We start from the raw sequence: 16990 nt of genomic DNA, 5'->3' as shown, positions 1-16990 counted from the left end.
GCTACAAACTGACCAATGCCCTGGCGCTCGAAGCAATGACGCCGGCGGACTACGCCGCCTGCGCGTCGAAAGTCTTGCCTGGAATCGCGTCGAGCAGCGTGCGCGTGTACGGATGCTGGGGCGCGCGCCAGATGTCCCGATGGTGTCCGCTCTCGACAATCCGTCCGGCCTGCATCACGTGCACGCGATCGGCGATATAGCGCACCACCGAGAGGTCGTGCGAGATGAACAGATACGCGAGCCCGAGATCGCGCTTCAGATCGACCAGCAGATTGAGGATCTGCGCCTGAATCGACACGTCGAGTGCGGACACCGGCTCATCGCAGATCAGCAGATCGGGTTCGAGCACCAGCGCCCGCGCAATCCCGATGCGTTGCCGTTGGCCACCTGAGAACTCGTGTGGAAAGCGGCCAAGCGAGGAGCTCGGCAAACCGACCCGATCGAGCATGGTGGCGATACGTGAGCGGCGCTGTTGCGCGTTGCCAATGCCGTTCACCACCAGCACCGTATCGAGAATCTCCGCCACCGTGCGGCGCGGATTGAGCGACGCGTACGGGTCCTGAAACACCATTTGCACGTGACGCCGTAGCGGCCGCAGTTCGCGCTCGCCCAGCGGCACGAGATCGGTCCCGCGCAAGCGGATCTCACCGCCCGCTGTCGGCACGAGCTGCAGGATCGCTTTGGACAGCGTCGATTTTCCGCAACCGGATTCGCCGACAAGGCCGACCGTCTCGCCGCGGGCTATCTGCAGCGACACGCCGTCGACGGCATGCAGCGTGGTTTTCCCATGACGTTGCGGATAGTCGATCTGCACCTCGTGCAGCGCGAGCAGTGGCGCTTCGGCGGCCGCAGCTCCACGCAACGCGGCATCCGCATCCGCATCCGCATCCGCATCCGCATCCGCAACGTATAGGCCCGTGCGCACCGAACGCGGCACCACGGCAAAGCTCGGCTTCCCATCTTCGCCGATACAGTGGCGGATCTCCGGCAACTTCCAGCCGCGATAGTGCAGATCGTCCGCAAGGTTCAGCGACGCGCCCAGCAAACCGCGCGTGTAGGGATGCTGCGGTTGCGTGAAGAGGCGTGCCACCGGTGCCTCCTCCACCTTCTCACCCGCCAGCATGACCGCGACACGATCCGCGTGGCTCGCGACAATGCCAAGGTCATGCGTGATCAACAGCAAGGACATCGACAACTCGCGCCGCAAACCGTCGAGCAGGTCGAGAATGCGCGCCTGAATCGTGACGTCGAGCGCCGTGGTCGGCTCGTCGGCGATCAACAGACGCGGCCGGCAAGCCACCGCCATTGCGATCATCACGCGCTGCCGCTGACCGCCGGACAGCTCATGCGGAAAATCGAATACGCGCCGCTGCGGCTCGGGAATCTGCACCAGTTCGAGCAGCTCAACCGCACGCTTCCATGCGGCGGCTCTAGACAGGCGCTCATGCTGCCGCAACGTCTCGACGATCTGCGCGCCGATCGACAGCACCGGATTGAGCGACGTCATCGGCTCCTGGAAGATCATCGATATCTGCTGGCCACGAATTGCCCGAATCTCGCGCGCCGGCAAATCGAGCAGTTCACGACCGTCAAAACGCAGGCTCCCTGTCACGCGTCCCGGCTTCGGCACGAGTTGCATCAACGACAGCGCCGTCGCTGACTTGCCGCAACCCGATTCGCCGACCAGCGCGAGCGTCTCGCCTTGCGCGATATCGAAGCTCAGGCCACGCACGGCTTCATGCGCGCCGAAACTGACGCGCAAGTCGCGTACTTCAAGCAGGTTTGCCACAATGCATCCTCTGTACGTTGTCAGCTAATGTGTCAGGCTCGTTCGCGCAAGCGCGGATTGAGCGCGTCGTTCAAGCCGTCGCCGAGCAGGTTCAGCGCAAGCACCGCCAGCACGATCGCCGCGCCGGGAACAGCGGTCAGATACCATGCGGTGCGCAGCGAATCGCGGCCGGCGCCGATCATGCCGCCCCAGCTCACCACGTTCGGATCGCCCATGCCGAGAAACGACAGCGACGACTCGATCAGCATCGCGCTCGCCACCATCACCGATGCGGTAACGATCACCGGCGGCAACGCGTTCGGCAAAATCTCCCCGAAAATGATGCGCGCGTTGCTGAATCCCTGGCTGCGTGCGGCAAGCACGAAATCCGACTGACGCAGCGTGCGAAATTCCGCCCGCACGATCCGCGCGACGGTGGGCCATGAGGCAATGCCGATCGCGAGTGCGATGATCGTCACACTCGGCCGGCCGATCGCCACAATCACGATCACCAGCAGAAACGACGGTACTGTCTGGAAGAGTTCGGTCACGCGCACCAGCAGATCGTCAATCACGCCCCCGAAGAATCCCCCTGTCGCGCCGACCAGCGTGCCGATCACCAGACCGATGCCGGCCGACGCTGCGCCGATCAGCAGCGACACGCGCGTGCCGTGCGCGATACCCGCGGCCACATCGCGTCCTAGCGAATCGGTGCCAAGCCAGTATTGCGGGTCGGCGCCCGGCCATTCGAAAGGCGCCGCCACCATATCGAGCGGATCGCTCGGAAACAGGTGCCCCGCGCTGAGTGCGAGCGCGATAAAGGCCGCTAGCAACACGAGCCCGGCGAGTGCGGACGGATTGCGCAACAGTGCGCGCCAGACGCCACGTCCGGTGCCGCGCGATCCGGATGCATCCGCCGAGTTGGCGCGTCGCTGACCGAACAGCGTGCCGGCCAATTGGCGCCGCCACGGCGACGTCGTCGGCTCGGGCGGCGTGGCAATCAGATTGGAAGAGTCGGAAGCCATTTCATCCCTCTAGAAAAACAGGTCGGCGTAAGCGTGAACGCCTTCACGCCACGCGCGGATCGAGCCATGCCTGCAGCAGATCGACCAGAACATTAGCGACGATCACGAGCAGCGACGACAGCAGCAGAACGCCGAGCAGCACACTGAAATCGCGCGCCATCACGGCGTCGAGCGCGAGACGCCCGAGACCCGGCCAGCTGAACACCGTTTCGGTCACCGCGGCGCCACCTAACAGCGTGCCGAAGTGAATGCCGATGATCGTCGTGAGCGGCATCAGAGCGTTGCGCAATACATGGCGCACCGTCACGCGCCACGGATGCAAGCCCTTGGCCTGCGCGGTCCGCACAAAGTCCTGGCGTTGTACCTCCAGCATCGCAGCCCGCGTGAGCCGCGCATAGATCGCGACAAAGAATGTCGCCAGCGTCGCGGCAGGCAGGAGGACATGTTTGGCTGCATCGGCGAAAAAGGCGAACCCATGCAGTTGCACACCGAGCGTGATGTTGCCCCCGCTCGGCAGCCAGCCCAGATGCACCGAGAACAACACGATCGCCAGCAGGCCGATCCAGAAACCCGGTGTCGAATAGAACAGCAAGGCCAGCACGGACAGCACCCGGTCGGGCCACTTGCCGGCCCAATGCGCCATCACCGCGCCGAGCACCACGCCCGCCACGATCGCGAACGACAATGCGACGCCCATCAGCAAGAGCGTATTCGGCAGGCGCGACAGGATCAGCTGCATCACCGGCATGTCGTAACGCGGTGAATAACCCAGGCTGAAATGCGACAGATGCGCGAGGTACGACCACAACTGATGAAGAACCGGCTGATCGAGCCCGAACTTCGCGCGCAGCACCTGCATGGTCTCGGCCGTTGCCGAGCCGGATTCGCCGGCCAGCACATCGGCGGCGTCGCCCGGCATCAGCTTGAGCAGGAAGAAATTCAGGATCACGATGCCGATCACCGTAGGCAGCGCCTGCCACGCGGTACGCCGAAGAATCGCACCGAAACGCAAACGTCGACTCATCGTGTCTCTCCTGTCATGCGCTCAGATAGACATCCGCGAGATTGCCTTCGAGGCCCTGCGCGGAAACCGTATGGTTGTGAACGCGACGGTTCGCGAGCGTGACCATGCGTGGCGCGACCAGGTTGAGAATCGGCAGGTCGCGATAGACGATCTGCTGGAACTGCTGGTACAGCACGACGCGTTTGCTTTCGTCGGTTTCGATCGACGCGCTTTCCAGCAGCCGGTCAACTTCGGGGTTGCTGTAGTGCGGCGCGTTCGAAAACGGCACACCAGGGCGGATATTCTTCGACCAGTAGAGGCGCTGCACCCCCACGCTCGGATCGAACAGCGTGTTGACGCCGATACTGGTGAAATCGAACTGGCGATCCGCATACACCCGCTTCAGGAACGCCGGCAAATCCTGCGAGCGCACCGTGACGTCGATACCCACTCGCGCCAGCGCCGACTTCACGTAGTCCGCCTGGCGGCGGTACATGTCGCCATACGGCAGGAAATCGTGCGTCAGACTGAAGCGCACGCCGCCGTCCTTGCGTGGATAACCCGCTGCATCGAGCAGCTTCTCGGCGTTGCCGATATCGAACGCATACGGCGTGAGCTTTGCGTCGTGATATGGTGACCCCGGCGTGATCGGCGTGGGTGACAGATCGGCATAGCCATACGCCACCGTGCGCTGTACAACCTGCGGATTGACGGCGTGCGCGATCGCCTGGCGCACGCGCAGATCTTTGAGAATCGGGTGCTCGAGATTGAAGTCGATTTCGGCGAGCGGTTCCAGAAAGCGATAGCCGCGCGTTTCAACGGCCAGTTGCGGCAATTGCGTAAGGCGCGGCAGATCGGTGAGCGGCACCGGATTCTCGCCGCCCAGTTCGAGCGCGCCCGTTTCGAATGCGGCGGAACGCGCGGCAGCGTCGGGAATGACCTTGAACACGAGGCCGTCGATGTACGGTTTGCCCGCGTCCCAATAGTCCGGATTGCGTTCGTAGACGATATTGGCGCCGCGCGTCCACGATTTGAAACGGAACGGCCCCGTGCCGATCGGCGCATTGTTGTGCGGATTAGAAAGCGGATCGCCCGAGGCATACAGGTGCTCGGGAACGATCGGCGATTCGCCCGCGGACAGCGCCTTCAACAGATACGGCGCCGGCTTCGACAGTTCGATCACCGCCGTCCGTGCGTCCGGCATGGCCACACGCGTCACGTTGGCGAACGTGCTGCGGCCGCGCGGATGCACCGCCTTGAGCAAGTCGATCGAGAACGCGACATCGGCTGAGGTGAACGGCTGCCCATCGTGCCATTTGACGTTCTGCCGCAGTGTGAATGTGTACTTCAAGCCGTCCAGGCTGACGGTCCATGCGGTGGCCAACTGCGGCTTGGGCCGCAAATCGAAGTCGTAGGCGAGCAAGCCTTCAAGCACCTTGGAACTCGCAACCAGTGCCGGACCCGTGGTCTGAAAGATCGACACGAGCACCGGCGGCTCCGGATTGATTAGCATATTGAGCGTACCGCCCCGCTTCGGCCCAGCCGTGTCGCCTTGTGCGAACGTCAGTCCGGGCATACCGGCCGCCGCGAGCGCTGTGCCCGATGAAATCAGAAATTCGCGTCGATTCAGCCCTGCCATGTGATCCCGTTCCTTTTGCCGATGAGTCGACCCGTCGCGGTCGAGTGAAATGCCTTCATGATTTTTTCGGCAATACGGCTGCCGCAGCGCTCACGATAAAGCCGCTGCGGCAGCAAACGAACCAATCGTTATGCATATGCAAAGCACAATGCGGAGGAAGGGCCATGCACTGTTCTGGATCGTTACCTCACGCAATAAACACGTCGGCCAGATTTCCACCCAGACCGTCCGCGGTCACCGTATGGTTGTGCACACGCCGGTTGTAGAGGGTCACCTGCTGGAGCGTGACAAGATTGACGATCGGCAGATCGCGCGCCACCACCTGCTGGAATTTCCTGAAATAGTCGATTCGCGTACGCGGATCGTTCTCCACAGCAGCGGCTTCGAGCAGGTGGTCGACCTCAGGGCTGTCATAGTGCGACGCATTGGAGAACGCCACCTCTTTCTTGAAGTTACGCGACCAGTAAAGCCGCTGCACACCCACGGTCGGATCAAAAGTATTGCCGAGAAAGTTGGCGTCCAGATCGAAATCACGATCGGTGTAGATCCGCTTTACGTAGGCGCCAAAATCCTGCGAGCGTACGGTCGACTCGATCCCCACGCGACGCAATGTCTGCCGTAAATATTCGGCAAGGCGGGCGAAAGTCGCGTCGTACGGGTTGAAATCGATCGTCAACGGAAAACGAAAGCCGTTGGCCTGACGTGGCAAACCCGCCTCGTCGAGCAGTTGTCCGGCTTTGCCAAGGTCGTACGGCAAGGTCGGCACGTTCGGATCATAGAACTGGGTCAACAGCGGACTGATCGGTGATGGCGCAACAATCCCGTAGCCATACCACACCGACTTCAGGATGGCCTGCCGGTCGATGCTGTGCGCAATCGCCTGACGCACCTTTTGCTTCGACAGATAAGGGTTGTCGAGATTGAACTGCAACTGTGTTTGCGCGGCGTTGTAGCTATAGCCGCGCGTTTCCAGCGCCAGATGCGGCAGAGCGGCCAGGCGCTGAATATCGACCAACGGCACCGGATTCTCGCCGGCCAGATCCAGCTCGCCCGTTTCAAGTGCAACGGCACGCGCGGCCGGATCGCCGATGAAGCGCACGACCAGCTCGTCGATGTACGGCTTGGGCGCGTCCCAGTAGTCAGGATTGCGCACGAACACCACATGACTGCCCCGCTCCCAACGCTTGAACCGATAGGGTCCCGTTCCGATCGGGTCGATGTTATGGGGATTCTCCAACGGATTGCCGCTGCCGTAGAGGTGCGCGGGCACGATCGGCGACTCCGACGCAGCAAGCGCATAGATCAGATACGGTGCGGGTTTCGATAACTTCAGCAACGCCGTGTGCGGGTCGGGCGTCTGCACTTCCACCACGTTGGCGAAGGTCGAGCGGCCGCGCGAGTGATACTGCTTCAGCAACCCGATCGACACCACCACGTCCTTCGACGTGAACGGCTGGCCGTCGTGCCAGCGCACGCCCTCTCGCAGCTTGAAGGTGTATTGCAAACCGTCGGGACTGATCGACCAGGCGGTGGCAAGTTGCGGACGCGGCTGCACGTTGAAGTCATAGGCCAGCAAACCTTCGGTGACCTTGGGGCTGATCCTCTGTTCCGCGCCCGCCGTGGTGGCGAAGTTGACCAGTGCGTTCGGCTCCGGATTCACCAGTACCGTCAGCCGGCCGCCGCGTCGCGGCGACACCGTGCTGTCCTGGACTGTGGCATGTGCCAAAGGGGCGAATGGGCCGAGCGCGATACCGGCCGCACCGCCTGCGAACCCCAGCAACGCGTGACGACGTCCGGAATGAAATCCTCTGCGATGACTCATGCGTACTCCCTGCGGATGCGAGCGCGATGCCGACAGGAAAAGCGCCGCAATGTCTATCGGATGCGCCGCAAGATATCAACCACTACGCGACAAAAGAACGAATCAATTGAGGATTGCATATCTATTGCCGATGGTTGTCGTTATCGTTTGAAGATCGATGTTTGAGCGCATATCCGAGGGAAACAGCCGATATCCATATCGAATTTTCTTGTTTGTTCAATAAATTCGTTTTGCTTATCGTTACTGGTCGCTTCACTTCTACCCTCAACTATCACTTCTCTCGCGCTCTCTCAACATTGATTTCAACAACTATGAAAAAACTGCTTTTCGCTTTTGGCGTTTCATCTTTAATGGCCGGCACAGCAAGTGCTCAAAGCAGCGTCACGCTGTATGGGATCGTCACAGGCAACCTCACCTATACGAACAACACACAAACCGCTGCAACGTCCGCATCCGGCAAACCTCAGGGTGGCGCCCAGGTGTCGCAGTTCGATAGCGGTTCATCCGGCCTGTCGTCGAGCCGCTGGGGCCTGAAAGGCGTGGAGGATCTGGGCGGTGGATTGAAGGCCGTGTTCCAGCTCGAAAACGGCTTCAGCGTGAGCAATGGCACGATAGGACAAGGGGGTACGGAGTTCGGCCGCCAGGCCTGGGTGGGTGTCAGCGCCGACCGCTACGGTACGTTCACGTTGGGACGTCAGGGCGATACATCGGTGGAGTTCGTATCGCCATTGCTCTACATCTGGTTTGGGGGCAACCTTTCGATCCATCCGGCCGACTATGACAATCTGAACTTCACGCACCGCATTAACAATTCGATCAAGTACCTGTCGGATTCTTTCAACGGGTTCCGTTTCGGCGCGCTGTACAGCGTCGGCGGCGTGGCCGGCAATGTCACGCAGAACCAGCTATGGTCCACGGGCGCCAGCTACACCGGCGGCGCATTCGCGTTCGCTGCGTCGATCGTCAATGCACGCAATCCGAATACGTCGCTCTACGGCACCAACGCGAATGCGAGCGCCACGGGCAACAACCTGGGTTCCGCCGGGTCGGCCACCGTCCCCGAGGCCAATCCGGCGATCGCCGGCTTCGCATCGGCACACACGCAGCAGACCGTTTCGGTTGCGGCGACCTATACGAGCGGCGGTGCGATCTTCGGCGCGGCCTACTCGAATACGCAGTTCCGCGGACTAGGCTCGAATGGGTCGCTCAATCCGCTCAACTACAGCGGCTCGACGACGCTCAGTACCGTGAGTGCAAGCTTGCGCTATCAGGCAACGCCGTTCCTGCGCTTCGGCACATCGTTCGACTATACGGAGGGAGGAAGTGTCGGCGGCAAGGACAGCGCGAAGTACGAGCAATTGAATCTCACGACTGCGTACTCGCTATCCAAAGCCACCGATCTGTATTTGACCGGCGCCTACCAGCACGCCAGCGGTACGGACTCGCTGGGCCGGCCCGCGGTCGCTGCGATCGGGTATCTCACACCGTCCGCCACCAGCAAACAGGTGGCCGTCTCGGCGGGCATCAAGCATCTGTTCTGACGCAGGCGCACCCGATCGGGATTGGGATCGGGTGCCCGTTGCTTCTGAGCCGCGTGACGCTGCGCGCCTGGATCAGCAGGCACCCTTCGCGCAGTCACGTCGTCAATGGACCTTAGGGAAACCGTGACGCTGCGCGAGCAGGTCGAGTATCCGTCGCGTGTCCGTCACGAAGCGCTTTTCACCCAGCGTCTGCGCATCAGCAGGCGCAGGCTGTTCGTCGCCGAGAATCAACACCGGCAGACTCTGGTGCTCAGCGTCGAGCGCCGCCACGACCGCGGCGCGCGGACGCGGGAACGGCAAGCGGCGAATCTCCAGGCGAGAGTTGAGCGCCGGGTCGCTCGCCAGCAAACCTTCGATAGGTGCGCCATCCGGGCAAATAAAGCGCTCACCGGGATGGTTCGGATCGGTAAAGCCCGGTTCCAGCAGCAATAACAGGTCTCGGCTCATAGTGCTCAGTGATTGAATGATGGGTGAATGGATCGCGGCGTTGTTCCGGATCTTCAGAAAACGCGCCCTTCAGTCAGATGTGTGGTCACGCCGTTCAGCTCGTAGTCGCCGATCACGCGTGCTTTATGCAGCAATGGGTTGTGGCTGAAGATCGTACGCAGGTTGCGCCAGTGACGGTCGAAATTGTGAGCCCGCCCGGTGGCCGAGGCCCCGCCGACTTCAAACAGGCGCTCGCCTGCATAGAGCGCCAGCTTGCTGACCACCAGTTGAGTTTTGGCGGTCGCCAATGCCCCTTCCAGCACAAGCTCTTCCGCGTTGGCTGCGCCGCTGCGGATTGCATTTGCCGAACGGTCCAGGGTGCGCGCATTTTGCGCCACCAGCGCGTCAATCGACAGGCTGTGCGCCGCTAGATCGCCCACCACCTGCTGCACAAAACCATCCTCGCGTGCCGAGGGCGCCGGGCTATGCAGCACCGGGCGCCCGTGTTGCGTCACGTAGCGTCGCGCGTCCGCCAGAATGTTGCGCACGATACCTGCCGCCACCGTGACCAGATGCAACTGCCGCACCGCGCTGCCATGGCGGCCTGCGAGACTCGTATAGCCGCGTGTCGCGATTTCATGGGCCAATACCTGCACATTGTCGAGCACGAGACTGCCGCTCGCCGTCATGCGTTGCCCCATCCCGTCCCAGTCGTCGAGTACCTGCAGGCCTTCACGGGACACCGGGATAACGATCGATACCTTCTCATCATTCTCGTCCTGCACGTTGATACGCGCATAGTCGGAGAATGCCGTGCCGGTCGAATAGTACTTTTTACCCGTTACGCGAAAGTGCTCACCGTCGCGCACCAGCTTGGTGACGATTTCACCGGGCCTGGATGTGCCGAGTTCTGTCGACGCGCCGCCGAAGATCGTCCCTTCCCGTACGCGCTCGATCTGCGTGTCGTTGAAGGCAGAACGCGGTGACAGCACCAACTGCTCGGTCAGATCGAAATGAATCCGCAATGCGTGCGCGACATTGGACTCTTCCGCAGCCAGCGTGGCGATCACATGGAAGAGATCTTCCAGCGAACCGCCGAGGCCACCCCACTCGACCGGAAAACGGAGCACACCCAGCCCCGATTCGCGAAACAAGGCGAAACGGTCAAACGGCAATTCGCGCCGCACCTCGCGTTGCGCGGCATCTTCGCCGATCGCTTTGGCGAGCGCCGGCAACGCGGTGAGTGCCGCCTGAAGCCGCGCACGCGCTGCGCTTTCCTGAGAGACCTGCATGCCTTCATTCCTTGTAAAAGCGCCCGGATCAGATTTGATCCGGCGATATGCACTGGGAGCATGAACCGGCGTCCCCATGGGACGTGCCGATGCGACGGACCAGTATAGGGACGCGGCAGGCAGCGTAAAACCAGCAATTCCAGCTATGGATATGCGCGTTTCTGAAATGCCATTCGCCGATAACGATCGATGAATCCGTTATTGGAGCGTCGCGCGGCATCTTTCTATACTCGATTCTGGTCAGCACTCACCACCGACGAGTGCCAAAATTCAATCGCGGAAATCGAACCATGAGCCTACGTCCCTTGCATGACCGCTTGATCGTCAAGCGTCTCGACCAGGAAACCAAAACTGCTTCAGGCATCGTGATTCCTGAAAGCGCCGCGGAAAAACCGGACCAGGGTGAAGTGATCGCCATTGGACCAGGCAAGCGCGATAGCGACGGCAAGCGTATCGAGCCCGACCTGAAAGTCGGCGAGCGTGTGTTGTTCGGCAAATACGCCGGGCAATCAGTCAAAGTCGACGGCAACGAATTGCTCGTGCTGCGCGAAGAAGATGTCGTAGCAGTCGTCACTCAATAACGAACGGAGCGTCAAATCATGGCAGCAAAAGAAATTATTTTTAGCGACGTCGCCCGCTCGAAACTGGTCGAAGGCGTCAACATTCTGGCCAATGCGGTCAAGGTCACGCTCGGTCCGAAGGGCCGCAATGTCGTGCTGGAGCGCAGCTTCGGTTCACCCATCGTGACCAAAGATGGCGTCTCGGTTGCTAAGGAAATCGAATTGTCGGACCGCGTGCAGAACATCGGCGCGCAGCTCGTGAAGGAAGTCGCCTCGCGCACCAGCGACGCCGCCGGTGACGGCACCACCACCGCTACGGTGCTCGCGCAAGCCATCGTACGTGAAGGTCAGAAATACGTCGCGGCCGGCCTCAATCCGCTGGATCTGAAGCGCGGCATCGATAAAGCCGTGATTGCCGCGATCGAAGAGCTCAAGAAGATCAGCAAGCCGACCACGACCAGCAAGGAAATCGCCCAGGTCGCGACGATCTCGGCCAACGGCGAAGAGTCGATCGGCCAACGCATTGCTGAAGCGATCGACCGGGTCGGCAAGGAAGGCGTCATTACCGTTGAAGACGGCAAGTCGCTCGACGATGAACTCGACGTGGTCGAAGGTCTGCAATTCGACCGTGGCTACCTGTCGCCGTACTTCATCAACGATCAGGACAAACAGGTTGCCGTGCTCGATAACCCGTTCGTGCTGCTGCACGACAAGAAGGTGTCGAACATCCGTGATCTGCTGCCGATTCTGGAGCAGGTCGCCAAAGCCGGCCGCCCGCTTCTGATCATCGCGGAAGACGTCGAAGGCGAAGCGCTGGCCACGCTCGTGGTGAACAACATTCGCGGCATTCTGAAGACCGTCGCGGTCAAGGCGCCGGGCTTCGGTGACCGCCGTAAGGCCCTGCTCGAAGACATCGCGATCCTGACTGGCGGTCAAGTCATCGCTGAGGAAACCGGGCTGTCGCTCGAGAAAGCAACCCTCACGGAGCTCGGTCAAGCCAAGCGCATCGAGGTGGGCAAGGAGAACACGACCGTCATCGACGGCGCCGGCGACAGCAAGAACATCGAAGCGCGTGTAAAGCAGATCCGCACCCAGATCGAAGAAGCGACCTCCGACTACGACCGCGAGAAGCTGCAGGAACGCGTCGCGAAGCTGGCGGGCGGTGTGGCGGTCATCAAGGTGGGCGGCGCAACCGAGATCGAAGTCAAGGAAAAGAAAGACCGCGTCGACGACGCGCTGCATGCCACGCGCGCTGCTGTCGAAGAAGGTATCGTGCCAGGCGGTGGCGTCGCGCTGATTCGCGTGAAGCAGGCCATTAGCGGACTCAAAGGCGTGAATGCCGATCAGGACGCGGGCATCAAGATCGTACTGCGTGCGCTCGAAGAGCCGCTGCGCCAGATCGTGACCAACGCCGGTGAAGAAGGCAGCGTGGTGGTCGCGAAAGTGGCCGAGGGTACGGGCAACTTTGGCTACAACGCGCAGACCGGCCAATACGGCGACCTCGTCGAGTCGGGCGTGCTCGATCCGACCAAAGTCACGCGTACGGCACTGCAAAACGCGGCCTCGGTGGCGGGTCTGTTGTTGACCACCGATGCCACAGTGCATGAAGCACCGAAGGATGCGCCGGCAGCAGGCCAGCCTGGCGGTCCGGGCGCAGGTGGGCCAGGACTGGATTTCTAGGCATTCCAGGCGTCAGCGCTTTAGCTGGTCACGCACGCCGGCATGCTTTTCGGCAGCATGGCGGCGTGCAGTTCCATTCCATTCCCTCCGATCAAAAGTGAAGCAGTCACGCGCGGTTTTGGCGAACTAACGTTCTTATGACATTATTTGCCAGCGCAGACGTCGCGAACGATCATAGGCAAACGACGTCGCGTAGCTGGACAGTCAAAATGCAGCACGTGCTTCGAGGCAGACAGATCCTCGAACGCCGAACAGTCATCACCCTGTCATTCTTTCGGAGGCAAGGCCATGAAGTCGAGCATCGTCGCACCGCTTTTGATCATGTCGTTACTCGGCACACCCGTTGCCGTTTTCGCGCAGCAACACGAGGACAATCACGGCGGCGGCCAGCCCCCGCAACACAGACCCAATCCGGGGCACAACAACCAGCATGGTCGCGGCCCTGCGCCGCACGAAGCGTCGTTGGGCGGCCCGGGCGGCCCTGTTCCCCACAACGATTGGCACAAGGGGGAGCGGCTTCCGGCAGAGTACCGGGATCGTAATTACGTTGTCGACAACTGGCACGAACACGGCCTGCAAGCGCCACCGCGCGGATATCAATGGGTAGGCGTGAACGGCGACTATGTACTCGCCGCCATCGCGACCGGTGTGATCGCAAACGTCCTGCTTAACGCGCAGTAACCAACCGAACCGGAAGCGATTGCTTTCCGTACTGACAAGCGATCTTCGTTCTGAGGATTGTGGGCGCGGCGGCCCGCAGTTGCGGGCCTTTGCGCTGCTGCAGAGTGAGACGGCGCCCGTCCGGCATCACTTGCACCAGCTCTCCGCCCAATCGTTTAGCGGCCGTAACGCCATCCGTAACGCCACCCCTGCCTCGGTCAGACAGTATCCCTGCCCCGCATGATCGATGAGCCCCGCCTCCCGCAATTCCTTAAGCCGGGTATTGAGCAAGCTGGGATTGGTGTCGGCTGCTTCCAGCAGTGCGCGAAACGTCAGCGGCTCGCCCCGCAATTCCCACAGGATACGTAGCGCCGCCCGTCGCCCCAGCAGATCGAGCGCGACCATGATGGGACGGCCCGTCGTTGACCCGCGCACCGGCGTACCAACTTTCGGTATCTTCATGCTTTACTTTTCATAGCGTTGTGACTAGGATTTGCTATTGAAAATATAGCACAAGGATTCGACATGCCCGCTCGTATCTCGCCCGCTCAGCCGCCCTTCGCGCCAGCCGTCCAGGAGACCCTGGAGAAGATCATGCCGCCTGGCGTGCCGCCGCTTAGCCTCTTCACGACGATGGCTCGCGACGAACGCCTGTTTGGCAAATTCTTCGCTGCCAGCTTGCTGGATCGTGGCCACCTGACGCTGCGGCAACGCGAGTTGATCATCGATCGGACCACCGCGCTGTGTCGATCCGAGTACGAGTGGGGTGTGCACATGGCGTTCTTTGGCGAACGCGCCGGTTTTTCGGCTGGGCAGATCGAGGCGCTGGTACACGGCACCCCTCAAGACGAATGCTGGTCGGCCGAAGACTCAGCTGTCCTGCAAATATGCGATGCACTGCATCGTGACTGCGGTGTCGACGAAGACGCATGGCAGGCGTTGCGCGCACACTTCGCTGAGGAAACGATCCTTGAGATGTTGATGCTGGCGGGCTTCTATCGAACCGTAAGCTATCTCACCAACGCACTGCGATTGCCGCTCGAATCTTATGCGATGCGCTTTCCTCTACGCGTGGCGACCCGAGAGCCGCAATGATCTGTCCGCCGAGCGGCAAGAGCACACGGCAACTCAGGCGCGCTCGCAGATTTTAAAAACAGGAGCAAGATTCCTAACAGTTTTCACAACGGAGGGAGCGCTCCGATGATCACCGTCATCACGTCGTTCAAGTTGTCAAAGCCGATCACACGTGAAGAGGCACGAAGCCTTTTCCTGAGCAAGGCCCCGAAGTATCGGGGCGTAGCCGGGCTTCTCCGTAAGTGTTATGTCCTGTCGCAAGACGGGAGCGCGGCCGGCGGAGTCTATCTCTGGAACTCCCGCGCCGAAGCTGAGGCGATGTACACCGAGAGTTGGAGAGCATCCGCGCGGGAGACGTACGGTGCAGATCCCTCGGTCACGTACTTTGAGAGCCCCGTCGTGGTTGATAACGTTACCCACGAAATTCTCTCTGATGAGTAAGCTGGATCTTTACGTTCCGATGCTCGCAACAGCAACGCAAACGCATACCTTCGTCCGAATAAAATCTTGTCCGCTGTGCTGCGGAAACCCTTCGCTGTCTCAACTAAAACCGGGAGCCTTTTAATGGCAGGTGGACACGTCAAAGCCATCATGTTCGACTTCGATCTGACGTTGGCTGACTCCTCTAACGGAATCGTGGAATGTACACGGTACGCATTACGAGCGATGGGAATCACGGAAGCCGAACGCGAACGAATCCACTCCGTTATTGGCCTAACCTTACAGGGAATGTTTCAAACGCTGACCGGAAACGGAGAGACAGAACGCGCTGATGAATTCGCACGTCTGTTTGTCGAGCGGGCCGATGAAGTCATGGTCTCATCGACCCAGATCTATCGGGAAGTACCTGATCTATTCGAACAGTTGCGGGGCCAGGGTATCAATGTGGCGATCGTGTCGAGCAAGTTCCGCTACCGCATTGAGTCGATCCTGGACGCCGCCCGCTTGCGCCCGCTGGTGGATCTGATCGTCGGTGGAGAGGACGTGCAGCGCCGCAAACCCCACCCCGACGCGCTTGTGCTGGCATTGACGCATCTGCGCGTGCCAGCCGCTTCAGCCATGTATGTCGGTGACCATCCTGTTGATGCCGAAGCGGCGCGGGCTGCTGGTGTGAGTTTTGTTGGCGTATTGACCGGCACAATGTCGGCCGAACATTGGTCCGCGAGAGGCGAGCGTTGCGTCAAGGCGCATGTCGGCGAACTGGCCCAGTTGGTACGCGGATCGGAACGCGCTGGGGTTTCAGTCGCTGATGGGCACCGCCCGTGACGCTATCCGGAAGATCTGAAGTGATGGAGGAGACGGGGAATGCGGCATATGAGTGGCCGCTCTGGAGCGGACCAAGGACTGGAGCGGGTCGAGCAGCGACCGTGGTCATTCGGCTCGGTTCGGCCAAGAAGCAGCCGTTCGATGCATTTTCTTGGTTGACCGCTTTGGCGGGATTCAGACGTTCGAAATTTGCGCTCGAACACCCTTGTTCACCCGAAAGACGCACCTACGCGGCGTTGGGTACACCGGCGGCTGGGGCGATCTTCGCGATTTCTCGCACGATACGTATGTGATGCGCATCGAGGGACGGAATCGTGCCACCGAAGGCTTGAGCACATGCCTCGGCGGCATCGAGGAAAAACAGGCTCGAGAACATCGTCATCATTCGGGAGTAAGCCCAAGCCTCCCTTCCCATGCGCACTTGCATATCTTGCGGCATCTCCTGGGAAATGAGGTAGTTGATCGTGTCCTCGCCGGTTAGATGAAATGCACCACTGAGGCGGTGGTAGCACTCGAAGTAGGCCTCCTCGCGACCCAAAGCCTGAAATCGCTGGAACAATTGCTTTGGCCAAGGGGAGCTGGATCGCTCCGCTGCCAACCCGCAGTGGGCTTCGGCGCCTTCAATGTACCTGGTTAGCGGTTCAAGCAGGCTCTGACGGATATCGATGCGATCGAGCACTTCAGGCGGAGCTCGATCTGCGATTAGCTGCTTCCAGTCGGTGAGCTTCTTGTTGTGCTCGGATACCCACGAATGAAGAAAGTTGAGCAGCATTCCTGGATTCCCTTTCGCAGCAAGGTAGGTCACGTTGATGGCGCCCTCAATGACGGTGCGACCCAGGACTTCTGAGCTAGCAGGTGACCCCGTTACACTGGCGACCAGCATTGCCTGCGCATGCTCGTACGTGCGGGAGAGCAGATTAAACAGCGTCTGCGCCCGAAAACCAACCGCTGGGGTGTCCCAGTCGATGCCCCAAACCGCCGCGTACGCCTCGCTCTGAGCGTCGTATATTGCCTCAATCAACGGTGCGGCTTCGCTGAGGTTGAGAGTCTTGTCGATCTTGAAGGCTTTGCGAAATGCGGTGATGTGATTGGTCGTCATGCTGGACATTCTGCGTGAGCCAAGACAGTACATTAGAGTGACGAGAATAACGCAGTCTAACGTCTAGCACGGACTCACTGACCACAAGCACTATTCGGTGTGTACGCAGATTGCCCAGGTCTCCTCCTGGCGGCC

At 60.7% G+C, this 16990-nt stretch carries 16 protein-coding genes; 7 read left to right on the top strand and 9 right to left on the bottom strand.

What is annotated here, in order from left to right:
• Positions 1–49: 49 nt before the first annotated feature.
• The 5 genes from PQQ96_RS23075 to PQQ96_RS23055 form a co-directional block, all read right to left on the bottom strand.
• Entirely contained in the window at positions 50–1789 is a 1740-nt protein-coding gene (locus tag PQQ96_RS23075) for an ABC transporter ATP-binding protein (protein ID WP_408296991.1), read from the bottom strand.
• 32 nt (positions 1790–1821) lie between these two features.
• On the bottom strand, positions 1822–2793 hold the full coding sequence (locus tag PQQ96_RS23070) for an ABC transporter permease (protein ID WP_408296989.1): 972 nt from the start codon (positions 2791–2793) through the stop codon (positions 1822–1824).
• Between the two features lie 43 nt (positions 2794–2836).
• The gene (locus tag PQQ96_RS23065; RefSeq protein WP_408296987.1) at positions 2837–3817 is read right to left on the bottom strand and encodes an ABC transporter permease; all 981 of its coding nucleotides are present in this window, start codon (positions 3815–3817) and stop codon (positions 2837–2839) included.
• Positions 3818–3830: 13 nt separating this feature from the next.
• Complete coding sequence (locus tag PQQ96_RS23060; protein WP_408296985.1) at positions 3831–5435, bottom strand: ABC transporter substrate-binding protein; 1605 nt, start codon at positions 5433–5435, stop codon at positions 3831–3833.
• Positions 5436–5622: 187 nt separating this feature from the next.
• The gene (locus tag PQQ96_RS23055) at positions 5623–7257 is read right to left on the bottom strand and encodes an ABC transporter substrate-binding protein (RefSeq protein WP_408296984.1); all 1635 of its coding nucleotides are present in this window, start codon (positions 7255–7257) and stop codon (positions 5623–5625) included.
• 311 nt (positions 7258–7568) lie between these two features.
• Between PQQ96_RS23055 and PQQ96_RS23050 the strand changes: the two genes are divergently transcribed.
• Entirely contained in the window at positions 7569–8798 is a 1230-nt protein-coding gene (locus PQQ96_RS23050; RefSeq protein ID WP_494478206.1) for a porin, read from the top strand.
• A 102-nt stretch (positions 8799–8900) separates the two neighbouring features.
• Here PQQ96_RS23050 and PQQ96_RS23045 read toward each other — a convergent pair whose 3' ends face one another.
• Positions 8901–9245: a DUF3088 domain-containing protein gene (locus tag PQQ96_RS23045; RefSeq protein WP_408296981.1), complete on the bottom strand. Its 345-nt coding sequence runs from the start codon at positions 9243–9245 to the stop codon at positions 8901–8903.
• Positions 9246–9298: 53 nt separating this feature from the next.
• Positions 9299–10516, bottom strand: a complete 1218-nt coding sequence (locus tag PQQ96_RS23040) for an acyl-CoA dehydrogenase family protein (RefSeq protein WP_408296979.1) — start codon at positions 10514–10516, stop codon at positions 9299–9301.
• A gap of 290 nt (positions 10517–10806) precedes the next feature.
• Between PQQ96_RS23040 and PQQ96_RS23035 the strand changes: the two genes are divergently transcribed.
• From PQQ96_RS23035 to PQQ96_RS23025, 3 genes are all read left to right on the top strand, one after another.
• A complete protein-coding gene (locus tag PQQ96_RS23035) occupies positions 10807–11097 on the top strand; it encodes a co-chaperone GroES (protein ID WP_007177123.1) in 291 nt (96 codons plus the stop codon).
• Positions 11098–11115: 18 nt separating this feature from the next.
• Positions 11116–12756: a chaperonin GroEL gene (gene groL / locus PQQ96_RS23030; RefSeq protein ID WP_408296977.1), complete on the top strand. Its 1641-nt coding sequence runs from the start codon at positions 11116–11118 to the stop codon at positions 12754–12756.
• Between the two features lie 288 nt (positions 12757–13044).
• Positions 13045–13437 (top strand): RcnB family protein, encoded by a 393-nt coding sequence (locus PQQ96_RS23025; RefSeq protein WP_408296975.1) that lies wholly within the window; start codon positions 13045–13047, stop codon positions 13435–13437.
• A gap of 126 nt (positions 13438–13563) precedes the next feature.
• Here PQQ96_RS23025 and PQQ96_RS23020 read toward each other — a convergent pair whose 3' ends face one another.
• Positions 13564–13878 carry a winged helix-turn-helix transcriptional regulator gene (locus PQQ96_RS23020; RefSeq protein ID WP_408296973.1) on the bottom strand — a complete coding sequence of 105 codons (315 nt, stop codon included), beginning with the start codon at positions 13876–13878 and terminating at the stop codon, positions 13564–13566.
• 63 nt (positions 13879–13941) lie between these two features.
• Here PQQ96_RS23020 and PQQ96_RS23015 point away from each other — a divergent pair, with 63 nt between their 5' ends.
• The 3 genes from PQQ96_RS23015 to PQQ96_RS23005 all read left to right on the top strand — a co-directional run bounded on the left by PQQ96_RS23015 (position 13942) and on the right by PQQ96_RS23005 (position 15756).
• Positions 13942–14511: a carboxymuconolactone decarboxylase family protein gene (locus PQQ96_RS23015; protein WP_408296971.1), complete on the top strand. Its 570-nt coding sequence runs from the start codon at positions 13942–13944 to the stop codon at positions 14509–14511.
• A gap of 105 nt (positions 14512–14616) precedes the next feature.
• Complete coding sequence (locus tag PQQ96_RS23010) at positions 14617–14931, top strand: hypothetical protein (protein WP_408296969.1); 315 nt, start codon at positions 14617–14619, stop codon at positions 14929–14931.
• A 123-nt stretch (positions 14932–15054) separates the two neighbouring features.
• Complete coding sequence (locus PQQ96_RS23005) at positions 15055–15756, top strand: HAD family hydrolase (protein ID WP_408296968.1); 702 nt, start codon at positions 15055–15057, stop codon at positions 15754–15756.
• A gap of 226 nt (positions 15757–15982) precedes the next feature.
• Here PQQ96_RS23005 and PQQ96_RS23000 read toward each other — a convergent pair whose 3' ends face one another.
• Complete coding sequence (locus PQQ96_RS23000; protein WP_408296966.1) at positions 15983–16855, bottom strand: DUF5677 domain-containing protein; 873 nt, start codon at positions 16853–16855, stop codon at positions 15983–15985.
• Positions 16856–16990: the final 135 nt, after the last annotated feature.

Origin of the sequence: Paraburkholderia sediminicola (genome assembly GCF_046027825.1) — a bacterium.
In the GTDB taxonomy this organism is placed as follows: Bacteria; Pseudomonadota; Gammaproteobacteria; order Burkholderiales; family Burkholderiaceae; genus Paraburkholderia; species Paraburkholderia sediminicola_D.
This window is presented reverse-complemented; position numbering and strand designations above follow the sequence as displayed.

Excerpts from the sequence above, each read along its gene's own strand:
- PQQ96_RS23070 (WP_408296989.1), bottom strand. The coding sequence starts at position 2,793 with ATGGCTTCCGACTCTTCCAATCTGATTGCCACGCCGCCCGAGCCGACG.
- PQQ96_RS23065 (WP_408296987.1), bottom strand. The coding sequence starts at position 3,817 with ATGAGTCGACGTTTGCGTTTCGGTGCGATTCTTCGGCGTACCGCGTGG.
- PQQ96_RS23060 (WP_408296985.1), bottom strand. The coding sequence starts at position 5,435 with ATGGCAGGGCTGAATCGACGCGAATTTCTGATTTCATCGGGCACAGCG.
- PQQ96_RS23055 (WP_408296984.1), bottom strand. The coding sequence starts at position 7,257 with ATGAGTCATCGCAGAGGATTTCATTCCGGACGTCGTCACGCGTTGCTG.
- PQQ96_RS23050 (WP_494478206.1), top strand. The coding sequence starts at position 7,569 with ATGAAAAAACTGCTTTTCGCTTTTGGCGTTTCATCTTTAATGGCCGGC.
- PQQ96_RS23045 (WP_408296981.1), bottom strand. The coding sequence starts at position 9,245 with ATGAGCCGAGACCTGTTATTGCTGCTGGAACCGGGCTTTACCGATCCG.
- PQQ96_RS23040 (WP_408296979.1), bottom strand. The coding sequence starts at position 10,516 with ATGCAGGTCTCTCAGGAAAGCGCAGCGCGTGCGCGGCTTCAGGCGGCA.
- PQQ96_RS23035 (WP_007177123.1), top strand. The coding sequence starts at position 10,807 with ATGAGCCTACGTCCCTTGCATGACCGCTTGATCGTCAAGCGTCTCGAC.
- groL (WP_408296977.1), top strand. The coding sequence starts at position 11,116 with ATGGCAGCAAAAGAAATTATTTTTAGCGACGTCGCCCGCTCGAAACTG.
- PQQ96_RS23025 (WP_408296975.1), top strand. The coding sequence starts at position 13,045 with ATGAAGTCGAGCATCGTCGCACCGCTTTTGATCATGTCGTTACTCGGC.
- PQQ96_RS23020 (WP_408296973.1), bottom strand. The coding sequence starts at position 13,878 with ATGAAGATACCGAAAGTTGGTACGCCGGTGCGCGGGTCAACGACGGGC.
- PQQ96_RS23015 (WP_408296971.1), top strand. The coding sequence starts at position 13,942 with ATGCCCGCTCGTATCTCGCCCGCTCAGCCGCCCTTCGCGCCAGCCGTC.
- PQQ96_RS23010 (WP_408296969.1), top strand. The coding sequence starts at position 14,617 with ATGATCACCGTCATCACGTCGTTCAAGTTGTCAAAGCCGATCACACGT.
- PQQ96_RS23005 (WP_408296968.1), top strand. The coding sequence starts at position 15,055 with ATGGCAGGTGGACACGTCAAAGCCATCATGTTCGACTTCGATCTGACG.
- PQQ96_RS23000 (WP_408296966.1), bottom strand. The coding sequence starts at position 16,855 with ATGACGACCAATCACATCACCGCATTTCGCAAAGCCTTCAAGATCGAC.